The sequence below is a fragment of the Clostridium sp. CS1-1 genome (assembly GCF_056135525.1).
This window is the reverse complement of record NZ_CM148680.1, coordinates 3,737,863-3,763,807: the sequence shown is the minus strand read 5'-3', so window position 1 is coordinate 3,763,807 and position 25,945 is coordinate 3,737,863. Positions and strand designations below refer to the sequence as shown.

At 32.0% G+C, this 25,945-nt stretch carries 18 protein-coding genes and 1 pseudogene; 17 read left to right on the top strand and 2 right to left on the bottom strand.

What is annotated here, in order from left to right:
- Window positions 1–150 precede the first annotated feature (150 nt).
- From AC0N0V_RS17685 to AC0N0V_RS17630, 12 genes and pseudogenes are all read left to right on the top strand, one after another.
- Entirely contained in the window at window positions 151–399 is a 249-nt protein-coding gene (locus AC0N0V_RS17685; protein WP_474459821.1) for a hypothetical protein, read from the top strand.
- A 278-nt stretch (window positions 400–677) separates the two neighbouring features.
- The gene (locus tag AC0N0V_RS17680; protein WP_474459818.1) at window positions 678–4,496 is read left to right on the top strand and encodes a phosphoribosylformylglycinamidine synthase; all 3,819 of its coding nucleotides are present in this window, start codon (window positions 678–680) and stop codon (window positions 4,494–4,496) included.
- A gap of 351 nt (window positions 4,497–4,847) precedes the next feature.
- Window positions 4,848–6,638 carry an ATP-binding protein gene (locus tag AC0N0V_RS17675; protein WP_474459816.1) on the top strand — a complete coding sequence of 597 codons (1,791 nt, stop codon included), beginning with the start codon at window positions 4,848–4,850 and terminating at the stop codon, window positions 6,636–6,638.
- 450 nt (window positions 6,639–7,088) lie between these two features.
- Window positions 7,089–7,586 carry a preQ(1) synthase gene (gene queF, locus AC0N0V_RS17670; protein ID WP_474459814.1) on the top strand — a complete coding sequence of 166 codons (498 nt, stop codon included), beginning with the start codon at window positions 7,089–7,091 and terminating at the stop codon, window positions 7,584–7,586.
- 172 nt (window positions 7,587–7,758) lie between these two features.
- Window positions 7,759–8,745, top strand: a complete 987-nt coding sequence (locus AC0N0V_RS17665) for an ornithine cyclodeaminase family protein (protein WP_474459812.1) — start codon at window positions 7,759–7,761, stop codon at window positions 8,743–8,745.
- A gap of 403 nt (window positions 8,746–9,148) precedes the next feature.
- Window positions 9,149–11,071: a serine protein kinase gene (locus AC0N0V_RS17660; RefSeq protein ID WP_474459810.1), complete on the top strand. Its 1,923-nt coding sequence runs from the start codon at window positions 9,149–9,151 to the stop codon at window positions 11,069–11,071.
- A gap of 4 nt (window positions 11,072–11,075) precedes the next feature.
- Complete coding sequence (yhbH, locus tag AC0N0V_RS17655; protein WP_474459808.1) at window positions 11,076–12,296, top strand: sporulation protein YhbH; 1,221 nt, start codon at window positions 11,076–11,078, stop codon at window positions 12,294–12,296.
- Window positions 12,297–12,313: 17 nt separating this feature from the next.
- Window positions 12,314–13,681, top strand: coding sequence for a SpoVR family protein (locus AC0N0V_RS17650; RefSeq protein ID WP_474459806.1), 1,368 nt, complete (start codon window positions 12,314–12,316; stop codon window positions 13,679–13,681).
- Between the two features lie 725 nt (window positions 13,682–14,406).
- Window positions 14,407–15,804: an amino acid permease gene (locus AC0N0V_RS17645; protein WP_474459804.1), complete on the top strand. Its 1,398-nt coding sequence runs from the start codon at window positions 14,407–14,409 to the stop codon at window positions 15,802–15,804.
- A 535-nt stretch (window positions 15,805–16,339) separates the two neighbouring features.
- Window positions 16,340–18,268, top strand: coding sequence for a sigma-54-dependent Fis family transcriptional regulator (locus AC0N0V_RS17640; protein WP_474459801.1), 1,929 nt, complete (start codon window positions 16,340–16,342; stop codon window positions 18,266–18,268).
- Window positions 18,269–18,455: 187 nt separating this feature from the next.
- Window positions 18,456–19,622 carry an iron-containing alcohol dehydrogenase gene (locus AC0N0V_RS17635; protein WP_474459799.1) on the top strand — a complete coding sequence of 389 codons (1,167 nt, stop codon included), beginning with the start codon at window positions 18,456–18,458 and terminating at the stop codon, window positions 19,620–19,622.
- Between the two features lie 61 nt (window positions 19,623–19,683).
- A pseudogene (locus tag AC0N0V_RS17630) lies at window positions 19,684–19,788 on the top strand (sulfide/dihydroorotate dehydrogenase-like FAD/NAD-binding protein); the annotation flags it as partial.
- 77 nt (window positions 19,789–19,865) lie between these two features.
- Here the strand turns inward: AC0N0V_RS17630 and AC0N0V_RS17625 are convergent.
- Window positions 19,866–20,339, bottom strand: a complete 474-nt coding sequence (locus AC0N0V_RS17625; RefSeq protein WP_474459796.1) for a ferritin family protein — start codon at window positions 20,337–20,339, stop codon at window positions 19,866–19,868.
- A gap of 150 nt (window positions 20,340–20,489) precedes the next feature.
- Here AC0N0V_RS17625 and AC0N0V_RS17620 point away from each other — a divergent pair, with 150 nt between their 5' ends.
- Window positions 20,490–20,657 (top strand): hypothetical protein, encoded by a 168-nt coding sequence (locus AC0N0V_RS17620; protein WP_474459794.1) that lies wholly within the window; start codon window positions 20,490–20,492, stop codon window positions 20,655–20,657.
- Between the two features lie 116 nt (window positions 20,658–20,773).
- Here the strand turns inward: AC0N0V_RS17620 and AC0N0V_RS17615 are convergent, their stop codons facing one another.
- Window positions 20,774–21,229: a hypothetical protein gene (locus AC0N0V_RS17615; RefSeq protein ID WP_474459792.1), complete on the bottom strand. Its 456-nt coding sequence runs from the start codon at window positions 21,227–21,229 to the stop codon at window positions 20,774–20,776.
- A gap of 189 nt (window positions 21,230–21,418) precedes the next feature.
- Between AC0N0V_RS17615 and AC0N0V_RS17610 the strand changes: the two genes are divergently transcribed.
- The 4 genes from AC0N0V_RS17610 to hisC all read left to right on the top strand — a co-directional run bounded on the left by AC0N0V_RS17610 (window position 21,419) and on the right by hisC (window position 25,838).
- Entirely contained in the window at window positions 21,419–22,600 is a 1,182-nt protein-coding gene (locus AC0N0V_RS17610; protein WP_474459790.1) for an ATP phosphoribosyltransferase regulatory subunit, read from the top strand.
- A gap of 24 nt (window positions 22,601–22,624) precedes the next feature.
- Entirely contained in the window at window positions 22,625–23,278 is a 654-nt protein-coding gene (gene hisG / locus AC0N0V_RS17605) for an ATP phosphoribosyltransferase (RefSeq protein ID WP_474459788.1), read from the top strand.
- 63 nt (window positions 23,279–23,341) lie between these two features.
- The gene (gene hisD, locus AC0N0V_RS17600) at window positions 23,342–24,652 is read left to right on the top strand and encodes a histidinol dehydrogenase (protein ID WP_474459786.1); all 1,311 of its coding nucleotides are present in this window, start codon (window positions 23,342–23,344) and stop codon (window positions 24,650–24,652) included.
- A gap of 130 nt (window positions 24,653–24,782) precedes the next feature.
- Complete coding sequence (gene hisC, locus AC0N0V_RS17595) at window positions 24,783–25,838, top strand: histidinol-phosphate transaminase (protein ID WP_474459783.1); 1,056 nt, start codon at window positions 24,783–24,785, stop codon at window positions 25,836–25,838.
- Window positions 25,839–25,945 lie beyond the last annotated feature (107 nt).

Below are 25,945 nucleotides of genomic sequence, written 5' to 3'. Positions count from 1 at the left end.
GCAAAAATTATACAGACAGAAGTTTAAGTGATAACACTGATAATATACTCATTCAAACATCTAGTATGTTTATTAATATTTCATAAGCACTAATCATATAATTAAAGGAGTGTATTTAAACAAGACTAGATAAAAGGTGGGGATGAATATATGATAAGAATGGGTAGTTGGATTGAGGTTGAACAGTTAGTTTATGCCTATAAAGATTTACCTGTTAAGATTTTCATTAGGGGGAACTGTTTAAGTGATTGCGATGTTGGTGAAGAAGCTGAAATTAAAACTATAACTGGACATATAACAAGGGGAACTGTTGTTAAAGATAAACCCCTCTATAATAATGTTGCTAGTCTAGGGAAAAATAGTAAGGAAGTTTTGATGATTACTAGGAGTAAAAATTAAAATTACATTTAAATAATTTATATAAAACAATATTAATTACTAAAAATCACTAAGTGTTAGAAAATAGAGTGACTTTTAGGGTTAATATTGTTTTTATTTGCAATTAAATCATAGTGGGATTTAATTGCAATGTTCGTTATTTGAAGAAAAAATATAAACTTTAAAAAAATTTACATTTGATATTTTTTAAATTATGGATATGTGTTATAATATAAGCGAATAAATAATATGAAATATATAATAATGTTCGTATATAGTAAGAGAAAGGGGAAAGGCGCATGAAAAATATTGTTAGAAGATTATTTGTAGAGAAGAAATATGGTATGGATGTAGAATCTCAAAATATATTTAAAGACTTAAAGGAAAGTCTTAGTATTAAAGAGTTAGAAGCTATAAGAGTAATTAACAGGTACGATATATTCGATATAAGTGAAGAGGAATATGAAAAATCTAAGTATACAATATTCTCGGAGAGCACGGTGGACAACGTATATGAGAGGGACATAGAAAAAGGAGAAAATGATAAAGTTTTCGCAGTAGAATATTTACCAGGTCAGTATGATCAGAGAGCTGATTCTGCATCTCAATGTATTCAAATACTTACCCAAAATGAAAAGCCAAACATTTTATCAGCAAAGGTATATATAATAAAAGGAGATATATCTGAAGAACAGTTCGATAAGATAAAGAATTATTGTATAAATAAGGTTGATTCAAGAGAAGCCTCTTTAGGTATTTTAGAAAATTTGAATTTGAAAACAGAAATACCAAATGGTATAGAAATTCTAAATGGATTCACAGAAATGAATGATATAGAACTAAAAATATTTATGGAAGATAGGCAACTTGCTATGAGTCTTGAGGACTTAAAATTTTGCCAGGAATATTTTAGGAATACAGAAAAAAGAAATCCAACAATTACAGAAGTTAAAGTAATAGATACTTATTGGTCAGATCACTGCAGACACACAACTTTCATGACAGAATTAGATAATATACATATAGAGGAAGGAAATCTATCTATTCCTATTAGAATGGCTTATGAAGAATATTTAAATTCTAGGAAATATTTGTATACAGGTAAAGAAAGACCAATAACTTTAATGGATATAGCTACAATAGGTATGAAAGAGTTAAGAAAAAACGGTAAGTTAGCTGACTTGGATCAATCAGAAGAAATAAATGCTTGTAGCATAGTTGTAGATGCTGAGGTAGGTAACGAATTGGAGAAGTGGCTTGTTATGTTTAAAAATGAAACACATAACCATCCAACTGAAATTGAACCTTTTGGTGGAGCCGCTACTTGTCTTGGAGGTGCTATAAGGGATCCACTTTCAGGAAGATCTTATGTGTATCAGGCAATGAGAGTCACTGGTAGCGGAGATCCAAGAGTTAGTATTGAAAGCACACTTCAAGGAAAGCTTCCTCAAAAGAAAATAACAACTGAAGCAGCTCATGGATATAGTTCTTATGGGAATCAGATTGGGTTAGCTACTGGACAAGTTACAGAGATATATGATGAGGGTTATGTAGCAAAAAGAATGGAAATTGGCGCAGTTATTGGAGCTGCACCTATGAAAAATGTTGTAAGGAGTACACCAATAGCAGGAGATGTTGTAATATTAGTAGGTGGAAGAACTGGAAGAGATGGTTGCGGTGGAGCGACAGGTTCTTCTAAAAAGCATACGGAAGCATCAATTTTAAATTGTGGAGCGGAAGTACAAAAGGGAAATCCCGTTGTGGAGAGAAAAATACAGAGACTTTTTAGAAAAGAAAAAGTAAGCAGTTTAATAAAGAGATGTAATGATTTTGGTGCTGGTGGAGTGTCTGTTGCTATTGGAGAACTTGCAGATAGCTTAGATATAAATTTAGACTTAGTGCCTAAAAAGTATGAAGGATTAGATGGAACAGAACTCGCTATATCTGAATCACAGGAGCGTATGGCGGTAGTCGTATCAGAAGAAGACGAAGAAAAATTTATTAAATATGCGGAAGAAGAAAATCTTGAGGCTACTACTGTGGCAGTAGTAACAGAGAATAGAAGACTAAAAATGAAGTGGAGAGAAACTGATATTGTAGATTTAAGCAGAGATTTTTTAGATACAAATGGGGTACGTGGAAAAGCAGACATAATAGTTAAGGCTCCAGAAGAAAATAAGAGTTATTTTGAATTTAATGCAATAAATGAGAACACTGCAGCATTAGAAAATCTTAAAGAAAAGTGGAAGTATACCTTAAAGGACTTAAATGTGTGCAGCCAAAAAGGGCTTGTAGAAAGATTTGATAGTACAATTGGAACAGGGACTGTGCTTATGCCGTTTGGAGGAAAATATCAGTTAACACCAGCAGAAGGAATGGTAGCCAAGCTTCCAGTTCTTAATGGGGAAACAAAAACTGGAACTATAATGACTTATGGGTATAATCCAGATATAGCAAAATGGAGTCCGTTCCACGGAGCAGTCTATGCTGTAATAGAGTCAGTAGCAAAAGTTGTTGCCTGTGGTGGAGATGCTAGTAAGGTAAGGTTAACTTTTCAAGAATATTTTGAAAAATTAGGAAAAGACTCTTCAAGATGGGGAAAACCTTTTTCAGCATTATTAGGTGCATTGCATACGCAAAAGGAACTTGGGATTGCAGCAATTGGAGGAAAAGACAGTATGAGTGGAAGTTTTAAAGATATGAATGTGCCTCCAACTCTAGTTTCATTTGCGGTTAACGTAGTTAATGTAGATAAGGTGATTTCACCTGAATTTAAAAAACAAGATAGTAAAATCATAATCATTCCAGTAATAAGAGACGAATATGAGTTGCCTAACTTTGACGTTCTAAAGAAAAACTTTGCCGCAATAACTTCTATGGTTAATAATGGAGAAATTTTATCGGCCGCTACAATCAAAAGAGGTGGTATATGTGAAACGATAAGCAAAATGAGTTTTGGAAATAAGATAGGAATGAAATTCACAGACCACATAAGTGAACAGGAATTATTTGCGCCTCAATATGGTTCCATAATTGTTGAAGTAGATAATAATGTAGATTTAGAAAAGTTGAGTGGAGTAGAATATAAAGTCTTAGGAAAAACTCAAAGCAAGGCCGCAATAGAGATAAATGGAGTAGAATTAAGTGTTGATGATATGATTGAAACTTGGGAGAATACTTTGGAGAATGTTTTTCCTACTAAAATTAAGACTATTAGTGATGATGCCCTATATATAAAGGAGAATAATAACATTAGCTGTATAGATTCACCTACAACTAGTAGTAGAGAGAAACTTACTTCTCCGATAATTAAATTGGCTAAACCAAAGGTGTTTATACCAGTTTTTCCAGGTACAAATTGTGAGTACGATTCGGAAAGAGCCTTTTTAAAAGCTGGGGCAGAGGTAGAGGTTATGGTTTTAAAGAATTTAACTGGAAAGCATATAGAAGATTCTATAGATCATATGGTTAAAGAAATAAGTTCATCGCAAATAATAATGTTACCCGGAGGGTTTAGTGCAGGAGATGAGCCAGATGGATCAGGTAAGTTTATAGCTACTGTATTAAGGAATCCAAAGGTAAAGGAAGCTGTTATGGAACTTTTAAAGAATAGAGACGGATTAATGCTCGGTATATGCAACGGCTTTCAGGCACTTATCAAGCTAGGGTTAGTCCCTTTTGGAGAAATAAGAGATATAGATGAAGAGTGCCCAACCCTTACCTATAATCAAATAGGAAGACACGTTTCTTCTGTAGTAAACACTAAGGTTGTATCGAATCTTTCGCCTTGGTTTAATAATGTCAAGGTTGGAGATATTCATACGGTAGCTGTATCACATGGTGAAGGACGATTTATTGCAAATGATGATGTTTTAAAAAGGCTTATAGAAGGTAGACAAATTGCTACGCAATATGTGGACTTCAATGGGAATCCAACTGATGATATAAGATTTAATCCTAATGGATCCATTTATGCAGTTGAAGGAATAACAAGTCCAGATGGAAAAGTACTTGGAAAAATGGCTCATTCAGAGAGAATTGGAGATAATGTACTTAAAAATATTCCTGGTGATAAAGACCAAAGGATATTTGAAGCTGGGGTTCAGTATTTTAAGTAAAACCTTATTATACAAAAGATAAAAAGCTCTTGAGAAATCGAGAGCTTTTTTAGTGGGAAAATTATGAGTTAGAATAAAGAAGATAACATTTTTAATAAGAGGTTCATCTTGATACATGTTGTATGATAAAGAAAGGTATGCTACAATTTTCATTATTACAAGGTTGATATAAAAACGTGCAAAGTTACGCAGTTAGTATGAATAGGTTAGTGTAAAGAAGCTAGTTCGAATAAAAGCTAATGTAAATTTAAGATGTGATATTTGTTGAATGTAGTACTATATCATACTGGTAAGTTGTATACTAAATTTATTTGGGTTTAATTACTTTTGTTTCTTAGGGGGATGTAAGTTATGTGGCAACAAAAAGATGAAGCAAGCTATATTATAGAGTCTAAAAAAAAATGTGCGGAATTAGGCATGAGTCCTAATGACTCTATTACACCCAAAAATATTATGTCAGAATTAGAATTAGCCGAAAAAAGAGAAATATATAAAGAAATTTTAGATGTTGTAAAGTTTTTCGGTAAAAAGATAATAAATTCATTAGAAGGTACCCCAATGTTGATGCTTGTATCAGATGAAAACGGTTATTGCTTAGAGGTTATTGGGGATGAAAATATGAAATCTATGATAGCTCAATTAAATATTAGATCAGGTATTCAATTTACTCAAGATACTATGGGGACAAATGTTATTAGTTTAGCGCTGAAACAAAATCATCCAGTGCAACTAATAGGAGATAACCATTTCCATACGTTTTTACACAATTGTGCTTGCTATGGAGTTCCATTTCATTATAGAGATGATAACAATCTTTTGGGAAGTATATGCCTCATGACCGGAGTGATTCTTCATAATCCATTTTTCCTAACAACATTAACAACTGTAGTTGATGCAATAGAACGTGAATTACTACTTATAAAACAAAATCGTAAACTTAATATAATGAATCAAATTATCTTAAGTAAGACTAAAAGTGCAATTATTGTACATTGTGAGGGTAAATTTATCTTTGCTAATGAAGAGGCGGCAAATGTTTTTGGTGTGAATAAATCAGACGACTTACTAGGAATGGAAATAGCGAAATTTATTCCTAAAGATCAAGAGTCAGTTATGAGTAAGCAGATTGATTACATGTATTTAGAGGAAAGCAGGGAATCTTTCGTGGAGTCAAGAATTATTAGATTAAGTGGAAGAGAACTGGATGTAGAGTTATCTAGTAGTTTTCTACTATATGAGGGTAAGCATGCGGTTATGACTATGCTTAGAGATATAAGTTCACGGAAACAGATTGTAAGACTGGAGAATAAGATGAAAGAGAGTGAGAAAAGTCTTTATGAAGCGAGAGAATTTAATAAACGTATAGCGGAATTCTTCTCTAATATTTCTCATGAACTTAAAACACCTTTAAATGTTATCTTTGCTGCTATTCAAGTTTTAGAATCAACGGAAAATTCGAATTTACCTAGTTCGTTTGCTAATAAGCTTAGTAAATATTTAAAATCAATGAAGCAGAATTCCTACAGATTATTAAGATTGGTAAATAATTTAATAGATTTGTCAAAATTTGATTCAGGGTATTTGAAGCCGAATATGGAAAATCGTAACATTGTAAGTATCGTTGAAAATATTACGTTATCTGTCGTGGATTATATAGAGTATAGAGGTATAGGACTTATATTTGATACTGATACTGAGGAAAAAATAATGGCTTTTGATGATGATAAAATTGAAAGAATTATATTAAACCTATTATCAAATTCAATAAAGTTTACTTCAAAAGGTGGACAAATAGCAGTAAATATTAATGATTGTGGTGAAAATGTGATTATTTCTGTGAAAGATACAGGAATAGGAATTCCAAATGATAAATTACAACTAATATTTCAACGATTTGGTCAGGTAGATAAAACTCTATCGAGAAATCACGAAGGTAGTGGAATAGGTTTATCACTTGTAAAATCACTTGTAAATATGCACAATGGAACAATAAGTGTTAAGAGCAAGTATGGTGAGGGTAGCGAATTTATAATAAGTCTACCAGTAAGATTAGTCGAAGAAAATGGTGGAAGAGAATATTCGCTATATGAAAATAAAGTTGAGAGAATTAACATAGAATTCTCTGATATTTATGATATTTAAATAAGTAGAAAATTTATTTTAATATAATCAAAATTGTAAAGTGTAGATATAAAATTACTATTTGCATTTTTAATTTTTGTGTGTTATCATAAATCGTAAAATTTAATAAGACAGTTCGGAACCATCCTGTCTATAAATAAAACTATTGGGTGTAGCTGTTTATTTAATTTAAGCTATTTTTGTATTCAATAGGGCAGGTATGCCCTTTTTATTTTGTATTTATTTATCAGGCGCAGTCATATTAGAATATATAGTGAGTGTTTACAGGGATTACTTATACCTATGTGGTTATCTTATTTAATTCATGTTCCGTATAAAGTTCTTGCAACAAGTCTTTGTATTGGACAGTTATTTCTAAGAATAGTAGGAGTGATTTTGGTGAAACAACTAAGGAATAAATTAAAATAGCAATTATAAAGCTATCATCTTAAGAAACTAGGAGGAATAAAAATGAGTGGAAGAACTGAAAAAGAATTAGAAGGAGTAAGTCTCCTTGGGAATCAAGGGACAAAATACAATTACGATTATAATCCGTCGGTTTTGGAGAAGTTTGTAAATAAACATCAGGAGAATGATTACTTTGTAAAATTCAATTGTCCTGAATTTACAAGTTTATGTCCTAAAACTGGTCAGCCAGACTTTGCAACTATTTATATATCATATGTACCAGATAAGCTTATGGTAGAAAGTAAATCCCTGAAATTATACTTACTAAGCTTTAGAAATCATGGTGATTTTCATGAAGATTGCATGAATATAATTATGAAGGATTTAATAAAGCTTTTAGAACCCAAATATATAGAAGTGTGGGGAAAGTTTACTCCAAGGGGAGGCATTTCTATAGATCCATACTGTAATTACGGAAAAGAAGAAACGAAGTGGAAAGAAGTTGCTGAAAAAAGGATGTTCTACCACGATATGTATCCTGAGAAAATAGATAATAGATAATATATAGTAAAGGCTGTAATTTAATTTATATTTAATATAAGTTAAATTACAGCCTTTGCTACTTTATATATCCTTAAATAGATATATGTTATAATATTGCTAATGGTAACATATTTTACTACTTACTAATTAGCTATGTCTAAAATGTAAAGTTTGAATGGAGGTAAATATTATGTTGATTTTATCTAAGCAAGACATTAGAAGTGTATTTAATATGAAAGATGCTGTTGATTCTGTAAAAGAGGCATTTGCAGTCTATTCAAAAGGGAAAAGCGTAGTACCTTTAAGGGTTAATATTAATGTACCTAAGCACCAAGGACAAAGTTTGTTTATGCCTGGATACGTTCCAGATTTAGATGCAATAGGAATTAAAATAGTGTCTGTGTTCCCTAAGAATGCAGAGAAAGGAATACCTTCGGTACCAGCTCAGGTTATATTGTTAGATGGGACTACAGGCCAAGTTTGCTGTATTATGGACGGTACTTATGTAACTCAGCTTAGAACTGGGGCAGCCTCAGGAGCGGCTACAGATGTATTGGCTCTAAAAGATGCAAAAATAGGAGCCATTTTCGGAGCTGGAGGTCAGGCGTTATGCCAATTGGAAGCTATGCTTACTGTTAGAAAATTACAGCGTGTAAATGTTTACGCCTTAGGCGATGAGGCTAAAAAGTTTGTAGAAATAGCAGGAAATGAATTAAGCGAATATGGAGCAGAGATAGTTGCTGTTAATAGTCCAGAAGAAGCAATTCAGGATGCAGATATAATTACTGCAGTTACTACTTCAAAAAAACCAGTATTTCCTGGTAATTTAGTCAAAAAAGGTACACATATAAATGGAGTAGGCTCTTATACAAGAGAGATGCAGGAGTTAGATGAGTACATAGTAAAATCTGCAGATAAAGTATTTGTAGATTCAAGAGATGCAGTACTTTCCGAGGCAGGAGATTTCCTGCAGCCTATGGAGAAAGGAATCATAGATGAAAATAGAATAAATGCAGAACTGGGAGAAGTTATCATAGGAAAAGTAAAGGGGAGAGAAGACGAGGGACAGATTACCTTATTCAAAACTGTAGGAATAGCGGTGCAGGATGTTGTAACGGCTAGTCGGATTTATAAAAAGGCCTTAGAAAAAGGAATTGGAAGAGTTGTTGAGATTTAAGTTAGTGGACAGCTCACAATTGACAGTGCAGAAAAAGCATCCTTGAACTGTAATCTTAATAAATTACATTAAGAGAAATGTATGCATAAAGCAGTATAATACCTTAAAAATTCGTCAATAATACAACTGTATCTTTTTTACTCATATTATATTAAAAGAACTAGCATTTTAATTAATCTAGTTCTTTTTCTTTTTAAAGTTAAATCATCTTCACAAAGATTTAAAAAATCTCCCAATATATCAAAATTATTTTACCTACAGTGTGACATTTTACTTGTCCACTAAATTTCCTCTGTTCTAAAATTACAAAAAAGCTAATATAAATACTACAAAGATGTATCCTTCAAGATATATCAATAAAACAGTTCTTTTCTTTTGTATCACTTTAAATGGAGGTTGGAGAATGGATTTTAAAAAGTTAATTGAGAAGGATAGAGAAAGTAGGATAAAAGACAACTTTGAAGGAACTTTTCTAGATTACCTTCAAATAGTTAAAGAAAATCCAGATGTAGCAAAACTTTCCCATAAAAGAATGTATAATATACTAACAGAACAAGGTTTAGAAATTCTAAAGCCAGAAGAAAACTTAAGGATAAGAAAAATATATGGTAATGAGACAATTAAGAGCTATAACTTTTTTAAGAATGATTTCTTTGGAATAGAAAAAACCTTAATGAAATTAGTTAACTACTTCTATTCAGCTGCAATGCAGGGTGAAGAATCAAGGCAAGTTCTTTATTTAGTAGGTCCAGTAGGATCAGGAAAATCTTCTCTAGTTGAGTCGCTTAAAAAAGCCTTAGAATCAGCAGAGCCTATATATGGATTGAAAGGCTGCCCTATGAGAGAAGAACCACTTCACTTAGTTCCAAAACATCTCAGAAAACAATTCGAAGAAACACTAGGAGTAAAAATCGAGGGAGATTTGTGCCCGGTATGTAGGCATAGGTTAAAAGAAGAATTCGAAGGAGAATATGAAAGGTTTCCAGTTGTTAAAACAGGTTTTTCAATAAGATCAAGAAAAGGGATAGGAGTAGTTCCGCCAGTTGATCCTAACAACCAGGATACATCAGTTCTCGTAGGTTCTGTTGATATATCCAAAATGGATTTATATGCGGAAGACGATCCGCGTATATTCTCATTAAATGGAGCTTTTGATGTAGGAAATAGAGGTCTAGTTGAATTTATAGAAGTATTCAAAAATGATGTTGAGTATCTTCATACTGTAATAACTGCTACTCAGGAGAAATCTATACCATCTCCAGGAAAAGGTTCAATGATATACTTTGATGGAGTTATTGTTGCTCATTCAAATGAGGCTGAATGGAATAAATTCAAATCAGATCATACTAATGAAGCGATACTAGATAGAATTGTTAAGGTTGAAGTACCTTATTGCATGGAGCTCAATGAAGAAACTAAGATATATGAAAAAATCTTAAACAAGAGTAACTTTAAACCTCATATTGCGCCTCATACTATTGAAATAGCATCTATGTTTGCTATACTCACTAGATTAATGCCATCTAATAAAGTGGATCTTTTAACTAAGCTTAAGATTTATAATGGAGAGGAAATAGTTGAAAAAGGAACTACTAAGAGAGTAGATCTTACAGAGTTAAAAGAAGAGGCTGGGCTTAGAGAGGGTATGGATGGTATTTCTACAAGATTTATAATTAAAGCAATAGATAACGCTCTTTCAAATTCCGATTATAATTGTATAAATCCACTTAGTGTTATGGAAAGTATTATAAAATCAGTAAAAGACTTGGATGTAGCTGATGATATAAGAAAGAAATATCTTGGGTTTATTCAAGATACAATGAGAAAAGAATACAATAAGGTTCTTGAAAAGGAAATAACAAAGGCGTTTATTCAAAGCTTTAAAGAGCAGGCTGATAGTTTATTCAATAATTATTTGGACCATGCAGAAGCATATGTAAATAAATCAAAAATCAAAGATAGATCTACAGGTGAACAGCTTGACCCAGATGAAAAATTCATGCGTTCAATAGAGGAGCAAATAGGAATATCAGAAGGATCTGCTAAGGGATTTAGATCAGATGTAACTTCATATATGTTCTATCTAATAAGAAAAGGTGGAGCAATAGATTATACATCTTATGAGCCACTTAAAGAAGCAATAGAAAAGAAAATAACTTCTTCTGTGAGAGAAATGTCGCGAATAGTTACTAAATCTAAGGTTAGAGATAAGGAGCAAGATAAAAAGTACAGTTCAATGGTAGAGGAAATGAAGAGAAATGGATACTGTGACCATTGCTGTAATGTAATCTTGAAGTATGCTGCTAATAATCTATGGAAGGATTGATACTATGGCAGTATTCAGGGAGTTTAATCCAATAGGACATGATAGAGCGGCAGAAGACAGAAGGAGACATAAAGAACTTGTAGAGGATTCTATAAAGAAAAATTTGGTGGATATTTTATCAGAGGAAAGTATAATTGGACAGACCAAAAATAAGAAAATTAAGATTCCAATTAGAGGATTAAAGGAATATCAATTTGTATATGGAAAAAATGTCCCTGGTGTTGGAAGCGGAGACGGAACAGAAAAAAGGGGAGATGTAGTAGGTACAGAAAAAGATGCTAAGGGTAAAGGAAACAAAGGGGCTGGCAATGAAGAGGGAGACGACATCTATGAAACTGAGATAACAATTGAAGATATTATGGAGTATATCTTTCAGGATCTAGATTTACCAAATTTAACAAAAAAGAGGTTTTCAGAAATACTATCTGAGGGGTCAAAAAAGAAATGTGGTTATCAGAAAAAGGGTATACCTCCTAGACTGGCAAAGAAAAAGACAGTAGTTGAGAAGCTTAAAAGAAAACAGGGAATGAAAAAGGCGCTTAGAGAGGGCTCAAATGATGCTGGATTAAATGAAGATTTATTAGAACAATATGAACTTGACGGAGATGAGCTTGTAGGTAGATTTCCTTTTAAGGATGATGATTTAAGATATTATAGAGTAAAGCCTACTAAAAAGAGGGAATATAATGCAGTAATTATGTGTATTATGGATACCTCTGCATCTATGGATCAAAATAAAAAGTATTTAGCAAGATCCTTCTTTTTTATGCTTTATCAGTTCGTTAAAATGAAATATAGCAGTGTAGAGGTAGTTTTTATAGCTCATTCTACTACTGCTAAGGTTGTTACAGAGCAGGAGTTTTTCCACAAAGTGGAGTCTGGAGGAACTTATATATCTAGTGGATATGATAAAGCATTGGAAATTATAAGTGAAAAATTTAATCCAGATATATGGAATATATATGCTTTCCACGTAAGTGATGGTGACAATTGGAGTGAAGATAATGATAGAGCTGTAAAGGCAGCTAATAAACTCTGTGATGTATGCAATCTATTTGGATATGCAGAAATTATGGCATATGGTTATACTAGTGCTATAAAAAAGAGATATGCAGCTGAGGTTAAAAGAGATAACTTTGTTCCTGTTGCAATGAAGAAGAAGGAAGATATGTGGGATGCACTTAGAGATATGCTTACGGTTGATATAAAAAATGATCTTGAGTAGCTGAGGGGGGTGAGGCTTTGGAGTACACAATTTCGGATTTAGAATATTGGAATGATATTATAGAAGAGAAAGCGAAAGAGATGGGGCTTGACTACTATCCTCAAGATTTTGAGATTATAAACTATAATGATATGCTTGCTTATGAAGTTTATGTAGGTATGCCCTCCATGTATCCTCATTGGAGCTTTGGTAAGTCTTATGAAAAGCTAAGAACTCTCTATAATTATAATCTTACAGGATTGCCATATGAAATGGTAATAAATTCAGATCCATGTATTGCTTATTTAATGAAAGATAATACTTTGTTACTTCAAATATTAACTATAGCCCATGTATATGGGCATAATGACTTTTTTAAGAATAATAGATTGTTCAGGCAAGCTACTGATGCAAAATATACTGTAGAAATGTTTAAAAACCATGCAGATATTATAAGGTCTTATATAAATGATCCAAGTATAGGTTATGAAGAAGTAGAAAAGATGCTGAATGCAGCCCATGCATTAAAGTTTCAAACTAATAGGACTATTGGAGTAACTTACCTAAGTGATGAAGAAGTAAGAAAGAAAAAGATGGAAGACTACAAGAATACAGAAAATTATAATAGTCCAATAGTTCCTAGAGTGAAACCAAAAGCACCAGATGTATCAAAGATTCCTCAGGAACCAGTGGAGGATATACTGGGCTTTATATCCAAATACGGAGATCTTGATGAATGGCAGAAAAATGTTATTGAAATAGTTAGAGATGAGACAAAATATTTTATTCCTCAAATAGAAACTAAAATTATGAATGAAGGTTGGGCTAGCTATTGGCATTATAATATTTTAAAATCTTTGGATTTACCACAAAAACTATACTTAGAATTTATAAAGAGGCATAATGATGTAATTGTTCCTCTTCAAGGAAGTATAAATCCATATTTCTTAGGCTTTGAGATTTACAAGGATCTAGTTGAGAAACATGGAATAGAAAAGATATTTGAAGTAAGATATCTAGAAAGGGATGAGTCTTTTCTAAGAAGGTATATTACTCAAGAACTCTGTGAAAAAATCAATTTATTTCAGTATGCTAAGAAAGATAAAAACTATGTAGTTGATGAGATTTCTGATGAGGAGGGGTGGAGAGAGATTAGAAATACCTTAAGCGGAAGTTGTGGTATGAATTCTATCCCTAATATAAGAGTTGTAGATATGTCACAACTAGATAGAACAATGACTTTGGAACATGTTTTTGATGGTAGGGAACTTCTTATGCAATACGCTGTTGAGACTGTTAAGCATATTGTGGACCTATGGAGGCATAAAGTGGTGCTCTATACTAGCTTAGACGGCAAAGTTGTTAAAATTATTTGCGATCAGAATAAAAAAGTAACCTATGAATAGAAGTAATGGAATAAAGCTACATGTTATCTAATTTTAAATATTAATAAGGTTCATTATTAGGATTAATCTTAGTAATGAGCCTTATTAGTATTATTCTATTGTGAATATATGTCTAAATATAGGGTGAATTCGATTATTTGAATATAAAATAGATATATAATTAACAAATTAATAAAATTAATAGTATTGTTGAGAAAATTTATAAAATTTGAAGTTTTTGTATCATTAACAGCTTATTTCAAGTTAAAAAACGATTGTACAAGCTTCAAAAAAATAGTATAATAAATTCATAAATTCTTAATGTTTTTAAAAATGCAACTTAATGAAATAAAAAGTTCATTTGTAAATTTTGTGGTTCAATAAATATATCGTTATTTACATTGGTGAAACCACAACAAAACGATAGAAAAAATCTGGTATCCCTTTAGTATTTATCTTGCACAACAAATAGCCAAAGGAGGTATACAGGAGGTTTCTACCTAATGCGCCTAATCTTACAAATTTGAGTCATAATAAAATTTAAGCTATATTTAACAATCATAATAACTAAGCTATTTATAGTAGGGAAAAAGTTTACCTACATATCTTGGGATAGATAATATAGCTGTACTTAACGGACATAATTATCTAACAGTTATTTATAATTAACCTACTGGTAGCATAATTGACATACTTCATGGACATACTACAGAGAGTGTTACAAAAGAAATAAAGGAGGTATTAAAATGAGTAAAGAAGTTCAATCTCAAACAGGCGAAGGCCTAGAACGTGGTCTTGAAGAAAGACACATTAATATGATGGCAATAGGGGGAGCTATTGGAGTTGGTTTGTTCTTGGGATCAGCCACAGCTATCAAGGCTGCAGGTCCAGCTATATTAATGACCTATGCGATTGCAGGAATAATTATATTTTTTATCATGCGTGCCCTTGGTGAAATGGCAGTTGAACATCCCGTTGCAGGTTCTTTCAGTGCATATGCAAACGATTATGTAAGTCCTCTTGCAGGATACCTAACAGGTTGGACCTACTGGATAATGTGGGTTGTAACTTGTATGGCAGAAGTTACAGCAGTAGGTATTTACATCAACTTCTGGTTTCCAAGCATACCACAGTGGGTATCAGCACTGGTTGCCGTTTGTATACTTACTTTGGTAAACTTAACTGCAGCATCGGCATTCGGAGAAATCGAATTCTGGTTTGCACTTATAAAAGTTGTTACAATAATTGCTATGATAATAATTGGTTTAGCTATGATAACATTTGGTTTGGGAAATCACGGAGTACCAATTGGTATTTCAAACTTGACTGCTCACGGCGGATTCTTCCCTAAAGGAATAATGGGTCCTATATCAACATTGACTATGGTTTCCTTTGCTTTCGTAGGAGTTGAGCTTATCGGTGTTACAGCTGGAGAAGCAAAAAATCCTGAAAAAGTAATACCAAAAGCTATAAACAGTGTTTTCATGAGAATAATGATATTCTACATAGGTGCATTGTTTGTAATAATGTCACTTTATGCATGGAACAGCATAGGAACAACAGGAAGTCCATTTGTTCTTACATTCGCTAAACTAGGCATAGGTGCAGCAGCTGGTATTATAAACTTCGTTGTATTGACAGCAGCGTTATCATCATGTAACTCAGGAATATTCACAACTGGCCGTATGGTTTATAACCTTTCCCTACAAGGACAAGCGCCTAAGGCATTCGGAAAGCTTAGCAAAACTAACGTTCCTAAGAACGGAATACTTACTTCAGTAGGATTTATGTTAATCGGAGTTATATTAAACTATGTTGCTCCTGGTAAAGCCTTCACTTATGTTACAAGCGTAGGAACATTTGCAGGAATATTTGCTTGGTTCATGATTGTTTACACTCAGATTAAATTCAGAAAGAGTCTTACACCTAAGCAGGTTGAGGATTTGAAGTTCAAAACAGTACTTTATCCAGCTTCAGGCATCATAACTATGATATTCCTAATTGGCGTATTTGTTTCCATGCTCATGGGTGAAGATACAAGAATTCCAGCTATAGTTGGAGTTATATGGATAGTGGCCTTACTTGCTACTTGGTATGGAACTGGATTAAGTAAAAAGAAAGCTACTAAACAGCTAATTGGTTAAGTTGTAGGGGTAATATGCAACTGGATTAAATAAAAATTATTTCGAATGATGTGATACTAAATATTGAAGATGTAAAAAACGAGCTTAATGTTAAAAGGAGTAGTTATCCTATATAACTACTCCTTTTAATTGTGATTAACAATATCACTTTGTTTTTATTACATTTAATCCTAAAGTATGATATAATGACGCAAAAGAGTATATTTTATTTCAAATCTCGCTCTTAAGTAATTACTCTTTAATAGTTGGAACATGACGACATATCGAATATTAACAAGAGTAGTGAAATATTAAAAAGCAAAATTAGTTCAATGAAATATTAGGGAGCGTTCTAAAATATCTCTGTTTCATTGAACTTTATTTTATTGTGTAATAATCAGATTTCTTAGTGTCTTTGACACTTATAAATCGTTATCCTTTAGGAGAAATAATTATCAAGGTATATAGCCGCTCTTTACTTGCTCCTTAGGAAAGAGAAAGTATTAGAGAGGATAGTCATTGGGTAAGGTAAGATACTACGAGTTGAGGTGGTTATATGTTTAAAATTACGCAGGGTATAAAGAAAAATTGGTTAGATTTTATTAAAGGTAATGAACTTAACGAGGAATTAAATCCTATAATAAAAGACTCTTGGACAAGATCCAAAAATCATGGAGTTAACTACCTAAGAACAGAAATAAAAAAGGCCTCAAAAGAAGAATTAAACTTAAAACTTAAAGAAAATGAAGAGCTTATTTTAATTGCTCACCCAATAATGGAGAATCTTTATAGTATAGTTTCTGGTTCTGGATTTGTTATAATACTTACAGATAAAGATGGGTGCATTATTGATATATTAGGCGATGCTGAAATGATGAAGGTTGAAGAGCTGAATTTCGAGATAGGAGCATTTTGGACTGAGGAATCAGTAGGAACTAATGCTATAGGTACTGCAATTTATTTAGACAACCCTGTTCAAATAATTGGAGCAGAGCATTACTATTCAAAAAATCACTGTCTTACTTGTTCAGCTGCTGTAATTCATAATGAGGAAGGAGAAATTATAGGTTGTATAAATATGTCTGGAAATTACTCGAAAGCAAGTTCCCATACTACTGGAATTGTAGTTTCAGGAGCATATTCAATAGAAAAGCAATTAGCCTTAATTAAATCTAATAAGCTCTTAAATATAATTTTTGCTTCTATGTCGGAAGGTATGATTTTAGTGGGTGAGGATTTGAAAGTTAAAAGAATTAATAAAATAGCAACGAAAATGCTTGATATTTCTGAAACACAAATATTAAATGTTAATATTAAGGACTTTCTTAGAGATATTGATTTTATTAAGAAAAAATTAAGTGAAGAGGAGAATTATAATAGTTCTGATTCCATCTTCTTTATAAAGAATAAAAGAATAAGATGTAGTCTGAATGCTTTTCCGATTATTATAAATGATAAACTACACGGAACAGTAATAACTTTTAAGGATGAGAGTTTTGTTCATAAAGTAGTAAATACAATGGCTGGATTTAATGCTACATATAAATTTGAAAATATAGTTACTAAAAGTGAAAGAATGAAACAGACTATAGAATTTGCAAAAAAAGCAGCTTTAACTAGCTGTAATGTTCTAATTGAGGGGCCTAGTGGCACTGGTAAAGAGTTATTTGCTCAATCTATACATAATTATAGCAATAGAGGAAGCGGTCCTTTTGTGGCAGTGAATTGTGCATCGCTTCCAAAGGAGCTTATTGAAAGTGAACTTTTTGGATATGAAAAGGGAGCTTTTACTGGAGCATCAAAAGAAGGGCATCCTGGTAAGTTCGAACTTGCTAATGGTGGGACTATATTTTTAGATGAAATTGGAGAGATGCCTTTAGATATGCAATCTAAGCTTTTAAGAGTTTTAGATAACAATAAAATAACTAGAGTTGGTGGAACTTATGAAAAGTCACTTAATGTTAGGGTTATCACAGCTACTAATAGAAATCTTTTAGAGGAAATAGAGAATAAAAATTTTAGAGAAGACCTATATTATAGACTTAATGTAATGAGTATAAAAACAATATCTTTAAAAGAAAGAAGAGAAGATATAGAAGCTTTAGCAAGCTATTTTGTTCACAAGCTAAATTCTGAGAATTTAAATGGCTTAAAGACTTTAGATGAAGGTTATATAGATGCTATTAAAAACCATGATTGGCATGGAAATGTAAGAGAATTAAGAAATGTAGTTGAACGTTCTTACTATTTATGTGAGGGCAATAATATAACAGAGGAATACTTGCACGGTTATATAGTTAACAGAAAAGGTGTAGATACAAGAGATAAAAAGGAGGAAAGAGTTTTAACTATAGAAGAATTAGAGATAAATAGTATAAAAAAAGCTATCTATCAAAATGGAGGAGATCTGCTGAAGGCGGCTCAAGTTCTTAACATAAGCAGGGCTACAATATATAGAAAAGTAAAGAAATATGGAATAAAGTGAATTGTAAAATAATGTATCTCACATTGTGAAAAAATAATCAATAAATCTCAAGTTGAGACATATAGTCATCTCAATTTGAGATTTTGTTACTTATTTAACACGGAAAATAGTAATTCTATCTTCGGCATAACTCTTGCTATATAAGTAGTTGTCTAACAAAGTTATTATAATATTAGGGGGAATAAAAATGGCAAGATTTACATTACCAAGAGATATTTATTTTGGAGAAAACACTTTAGAGGTATTAAAAGAATTAAAAGGTAAAAAGGCTGTAGTCGTTGTTGGCGGAGGTTCGATGAGGAGGTTTGGCTTCCTTGATAAAGTAGAAAACTACTTAAGAGAGGCTGGTATGGAAGTTAGATTAATAGAAGGCGTAGAGCCAGATCCATCAGTTGAAACTGTTATGAATGGTGCAAAAGTGATGAGAGAGTTTGAACCTGATTGGATAGTTTCAATAGGAGGAGGTTCACCAATAGATGCTGCTAAAGCAATGTGGATATTCTATGAATACCCAGAGTTCACTTTCGAACAGGCAGTAGTTCCTTTCGGATTACCAGAACTAAGACAAAAAGCTAGATTCGTAGCTATACCTTCTACAAGCGGAACTGCTACAGAAGTTACAGCTTTCTCAGTAATAACTGATTATAAGGCAAAGATAAAGTATCCTTTAGCTGACTTTAACTTAACTCCAGATGTAGCTATAATAGACCCAGCACTAGCTCAAACAATGCCAGCTAAGCTAACTGCTCACACAGGAATGGATGCATTAACTCACGCTATAGAAGCTTATGTTGCAAGCGCAAGATCATATTTTTCAGATCCTCTTGCAATGCAAGCAATAGTTATGGTAAAAGAACAATTGATTAAGTCCTATAATGGAGATAAGACAGCTAGAGATGAAATGCATATTGCTCAGTGTTTGGCAGGAATGGCATTCTCAAATGCATTACTTGGAATTACGCATAGTATGGCGCATAAGACTGGTGCGGTATTCCATATTCCACATGGATGTGCAAATGCAATATATCTTCCATATGTAATTGGATTTAACAAGAAAGCTTGTGGAGATAGATATGCCACAATAGCTAGAACTTTAGGGCTAGCTGGTAATACTGAAGATGAATTAGTAAGTTCATTAATAGCTATGATTCAAGAAATGAACAAAAAGATGGATATTCCTCTAACATTAAAAGAATACGGTATTACTGAGGATGATTTCAAAGCTAATGTCGACTTTATATCAGAGAATGCAATTCAAGATGCATGTACAGGTTCAAACCCAAGAGCGATAACTGTAGAGGAAATGAAGAAAGTATTTGAATGTGCATTTACAGGAGAAGAGGTTGATTTCTAAAGCATAAGAACATAGAAGTTAATGTAGAACAAGGAACTTATAGACAATGAAGGCAAGAAATATGATGAGGTTTGTGGCTAAACTTACAAAAGAATATGGAATACACACTATAGTAAGTTTAAATCCAATAATGATAGATGGTCCAGAATTTGATGGACACGTAGTAAAAAAAAGCTGCTGCAGCTATAGATAAATTCTTAAGGTAAGAAAAATAAAAGGAATGGGGTGTACCCCATTCCTTTATTACAGTTCATTAAATAATTTTTCAAAATAATCCACATGAGATTTTTCTTCTTCTATTAAAGTAGCTAGCACTGTTTTAACTTCAGTATTGTTAATTCCTGAATACATTTTAGTGTAAACTTCAACTGTAAGTTTTTCAGACTTTATAGCATATCCTAATGCAGATTTTAAATCTTTAAATGCATCTTCAGGCTGCTCTTTTTTATTAAAAACTTGATTTTCTATTAGTAATTTTAAATAAGCAGTTACCTCTATATCAAATAAATAATCGTAGTCAGTTCCTTTATTGTTAGATAAATCATTATACAATTTTGTGAATTTATCCTTATGAATAAATTCTTGACCAGCAGCAGTTAATAAAAAGTCCTTTAAATCCCCAGTTGTGTATTTGGCACCATTTGTATAGAAGTTTATACCTTCCTCTTCCATTAAAATAGCAATTTTAATCATTTCAAGTCCATTGAATGTATTCATTTTTATAACCTGCCTTTCTCTACGAACTATCATTAAATTTTAAAGATTTGAAATATTAACATTGATATGAATAATATACCATATCTTATAGAATAAGTACAAGTTTAGAATGCTAAGATTAATGAGTTTCACTTAACACTTTGTAGGAATGTGCTTATTTATTTCAATCATGACTTACAAAGTAAAGTTCTAAGATATCTTAGTAATTCTCTTAATAAAACTGATTTTTTAGTTTTAGGTAAAAGTGGAGGAATGCTTAAAAACTGCGGATATAATGGTTTAGCAAGTATGACGAGGTTAATAAAATTTATAGAATAAAATAAGGGTCACCACATGACAAGTAGTAGGTTTAGGATTTAAAGTTTATATCATGCCAAGCGCAAGGAGAAGGCTACACATATTTTAAAGTATGTAGCCTTTTTCTTATTATTTCACTATTTAAGCATACTATACAAATAGACGAATCTAGTTGCGTGCTCTTGCTCGTCAGTAATAATTTCATAAAGCATATCTCTCATTTGAATTGTAGGAAGCATTGATTTGATTTGCCTATAGAGCTCAACAGCTCCTAATTCTCCATTTATACTAGTTTCTATTGCAGGCAATAAATAGTCTATTTTTTCAACCTTAGGAACGGGGATATCAATATCTTTTCCGGTTAACATGCAATAGATGTGTTTAAACATCTGGTAATGCTTACCTTCATCTTTGTAAGCAAATTCTATTTGTTTGCGAACCTTATCACTCTTAGCAAGTTCCATCATTCTCTTATATTTTATTCTATCATGTCTTTCATCTTTCATAGCTTCAGCAATTAAGTCAAGCACGTTTTTAGATCTACGGCTCATATCCATGGAGTCATAGTTATTTCCGTTCATTTCATTATACAAATTATGTTCCTCCTCAAAATTAATACTAAGCAAAGGCACTTCACTATATCCTATGTAATTTAATAAAAATTTGTTACTAAAAAATTATCCTATTGCAATTTTGGTGATAAACTGTTAAAATGTCACTATATTAATTTACAACTTTATCATAGTAAATCAATAATGCGGTGAAATGAGGAAGTGAAATAGATGGTAAGCTTAAAAAGATATATACCGGAAGGAACAAGAGATATATTATTTGAAGAATGTAGTAAGAAAATAAGGGTAGAGAATATATTAAGGAAAAGTTATTTAGATAGCGGATTCCTAGAAGTAATATCGCCAACTTTAGAATTTTACGATGTTTTTAACGTGGAAAATTCTACACTACCACAGGAAAAGATGTATAAACTTTTTGACAATCAAGGCAGAATATTAGTTCTAAGGCCAGACATGACCACTCCAATTGCTAGAATAGCGGCTACTAAGTTGAAAGAAACGGCGTATCCACTTAAGCTTTGTTATACATCAAACGTATATAGAGTAAACGAAAGTTTAAATGGTAAGAATAGTGAAATTACTCAATCTGGTATTGAAATTATTGGTGTTAAGGGCTTAAATGCAGATGCTGAGATTATAATTACAGCTATAACGGCATTACTAAGTTGTGGTTTAAGTAATTTTAAAATTGAGTTAGGTCAAGCGCAGTTTTTTAAAGGGATAATTGATAAGGTTGGGCTTGAAGATGGTGAAAAGGAACAACTTAGAATATATATAGAAAATAAGAATTTTACTGCTCTTTCAGAACTTTTGGACAATAAAAGAAATAGTATAGATGAAAAGACACTTCATATCCTGAGAGAACTTCCAAAACTATTTGGAGAAATTAAAATACTAGACAAAGCAGAATCGATGACAGATAATCCCGTATCGCTAGGAGCGTTAGAAAACATAAGGCAAGTTTATAAAATAATAGAAGGTGCAGGATTTGGAAAATATGTATCAGTAGATTTAGGAATGGTTCAGTATTTAGATTATTATACAGGAATAATTTTTAGAGGCTTCGCTCATGGGGTAGGAGGTAATATCTTAAGTGGAGGAAGATATGATAATTTGACTTGCCAATTTGGAAATGACCAAGGAGCAACAGGGCTGGCAATTGATGTAGATAGTATTATGTTTGCATTACAGAATATTGAAAATAACGAAGAACGAAGAGAAAAAGTAATAATTTATTATAAGGATGGATTTGCTAAGAGGGCTTACGATAAGGCGGCAGAACTAAGAAGCATGGATGTTATTACAGAAATTAGTCTTTTGGACTCAGAAGAAAAAACTATTGAATATGCTAAGAAGAAGGGAATAGACAGGGTCATTATAATTGGCAATTGAATTTAGAATATTGGGGGCTTTGGTATGGAAAATAAAAAAGTTGTTAGAATAGCTTTAACAAAGGGAAGAATTGAAAAAGGTGCTATAGATATATTCCAGAATGCTGATATAGATTGCAGTCAGCTCTTAGATAAAGGAAGAAAGCTTATATTTAAAAATGAAGATAGTAATATAGAATTTGTTCTTGTGAAAGCAGCTGATGTTATAACTTATGTTGAACATGGTGTCGTTGATATGGGGATAGTTGGAAAAGATACATTAATGGAATATAATAAAAGTTTTTACGAAGTTCTAGATTTAAAATTTGGATGTTGTAAGTTTTCTGTTGCAGGTCCCCAAAATTCGAATTTCTATGAAGGATATAACAGAAAAAAAATTGTCACTAAATATCCCAATGTAGCAAGGAGCTACTTTAGAAATATTGGACAGGATGTTGAAATCATTAAAATAGAGGGATCTGTGGAACTAGGTCCTATTTTAGGATTATCTGATGCAATAGTAGATATAGTAGAAACTGGAAATACCTTGAAAGAAAATGGACTGGTGATTTACGAGGATATATGTGATATAAGTGCAAGAATGATAGTAAATATTGCTAGTATTAAAATGAAGAAAGAGGAAATAGAAGAAATAATACTTAAGGTTGAGAATGAGGTTAATAAAAGGGAAGCAGTGTAGACAATAGCGCTAAGAAAGCTAGTAAAATCATGATATCAATGAAATATTTACGGAGGTAGATTTATGAAAGAGGAAATTATAAAAGTAATATATGGAAATACAGATGAAGGTGTTCGTTATCTAAGAACTCTTAGAGATAGAGAAGAAAATGTTCAGAAGGAGGTTGTTTTAGGAGTAGAGGAGATATTGAAGAATATAAAAGAAAATGGTGATGAAGCTGTAGTAAGATATACAAATAAATTTGATAGTGAGAATGTTGCCAAAGAAAATCTTTGCGTAACAAGAATAGAAATAGAAGAGGCTTATAAGTTAGTGGATGAGGAGTTTCTAGAGGCTATTGAGCTTGCGGCAGAGAATATAAGATTTTTCCACGAGAAACAGAAGAAAAATTCCTGGATAGTAACAAAAGATAAAGGGGTAATATTAGGACAAAATGTTAGGGCTATAGAAAAAGTAGGAATTTATGTGCCAGGAGGTACGGCAGCGTATCCATCATCAGTTTTAATGAATGCAATTCCAGCGCAGGTAGCTGGGGTAGAAAAAATATATATGGTTACACCTCCTTCAAAGGATGGAACTATTAATCCAAATATACTTGTTGCAGCAGATATAGCTGGAGTAGATAAAATTTATAAGGTTGGAGGCGCACAGGCTGTCGGAGCTCTTGCTTTTGGAACTGAAAATATAGAAAAGGTAGATAAGATAGTTGGGCCGGGAAATATATATGTTGCGATGGCTAAAAAAAGTGTGTATGGGTACGTAGATATAGATATGATAGCTGGTCCAAGCGAAATTTTAGTTATCGCTGATGAAAGTGGAAAAGCAGAGTATATTGCAGCAGATTTGATGTCTCAGGCCGAACATGATAAACTGGCTTCTTCAGTTTTGGTTACTACCTCAGCGAAGTTAGCAGAAGAAGTTAAAAAAGAATTGAAGATACAGGTGAAAAATCTAATCCGTAAGGATATAATACTAGATTCCCTTAAAAATTATGGAGTAATTATAGTTGTTGATAACATTGAGGAAGCTGTAAAAATGTCTAATAAAATAGCACCAGAGCACTTAGAACTTTGTGTTCAAGACCCATTTAAAACACTTGGAGATATTAAAAATGCTGGTTCAATTTTTCTAGGGGATTATGCACCAGAACCGTTAGGAGACTATTTGGCAGGTCCTAATCACGTTCTTCCAACTAGTGGAACAGCAAGATTTTTTTCACCACTATCTGTAGATGATTTTATAAAGAAATCAAGCTTTATCCACTATTCCAAAGAAGCATTATTAGATGTTGGAAATAAGATAGTGAAGCTCGCAGAAACTGAGGGGCTAACTGCACATGCAAATTCTATAAGTATTAGAATGAAGAATAATTAAGATTTAATGAAATGATAAGAGCTTATGGATAATTTTTGAACTCAAGCTAAATAAATTTAAATTACAATAAATTAAATTAAATTAAAAGAGAAAAATGAATCAAATGTTCTTTGTGAGAAGGGGCGGGGCTATGATAAAAGAATTATTTAAGGAAAATTTAAAAGGCTTTAAATCATATGAGGTACCAAAAATTGATTATAAAGTGAAATTAGACGCAAATGAAAGTTTTTTACCTTTAGAAGAGGAGATTTTTGAAAGAATAATAAACAGATTAAAAGAAACTACTCTCAATAGATATCCAGATGCAACTTCAAAGAATGTTTGCAGATTATACGGAGAGTATTCGGGAGTAGATCCTAAAAATATAATTGCTGGAAATGGTTCAGATGAATTAATACAAATTATTGCAGGAGCCTTTGTGGATAAAAATGAAAAAGTTATGGCTCTAAATCCTGATTTTTCAATGTATAAAAATTACGTAGAACTAGCTGGAGGTAGAGCTGTACAGTTTGAGTTAGATGAAGAATTTAATCTAGATGTGGATAGTTTAATACAAAAAGTTAAGGATGAAGAAGTTAAAGTATTATTTTTATCAAACCCTAATAATCCCGTAGGAAAGATTGTAGAAAAGAAAGATATTTTGAGAATAGTAGCAAGATGTAATTGTATAGTAGTAATAGATGAGGCATATTTTGAGTTTTACGGGGAATCGGTAGCTGATGAAATTAATGATTATGAAAATCTCATAGTGTTGAGAACTTGCTCAAAGGCTATAGCAGTAGCTGGTATAAGATTAGGATTTTTAATAACAAACGAACTTCTTTTAAATGAAGTTAAAAAGGTTAAACCTCCTTTTAATGTAAATTCTATTACACAAATAGTTGGAGAAGTAGTTTTAGAAAATACTGAAAAGATAAAAGAATCTATTGAAAAAATAGTAGAAGAAAGAAAGTTTATCTTCAGAGGGTTAAGTAATATAGGAAAAATAAAGCTATATCCAACCTATGCAAACTTTTTACTTATAGAACTTGAGGATGCAAATAAAGTTTATAATAATCTTCTTGAGAATGGAGTAATAGTAAGAAAGTTTAAAGATGGAAGATTAAAGAATTGCTTAAGAATAACGGTTGGAAGTAGAGAAGAAAATAAGTTGGTTTTAAATTGTCTTAAGAATATTAAATTTTAAAATTTAATATGGACAGTATCCTATAAGTGAATCTTTTATAAAGATAAGTCTACATAGATACCTATAAAAGCTATTTTATTAGTAATGAAGATTAGAAAGGTCGAGAT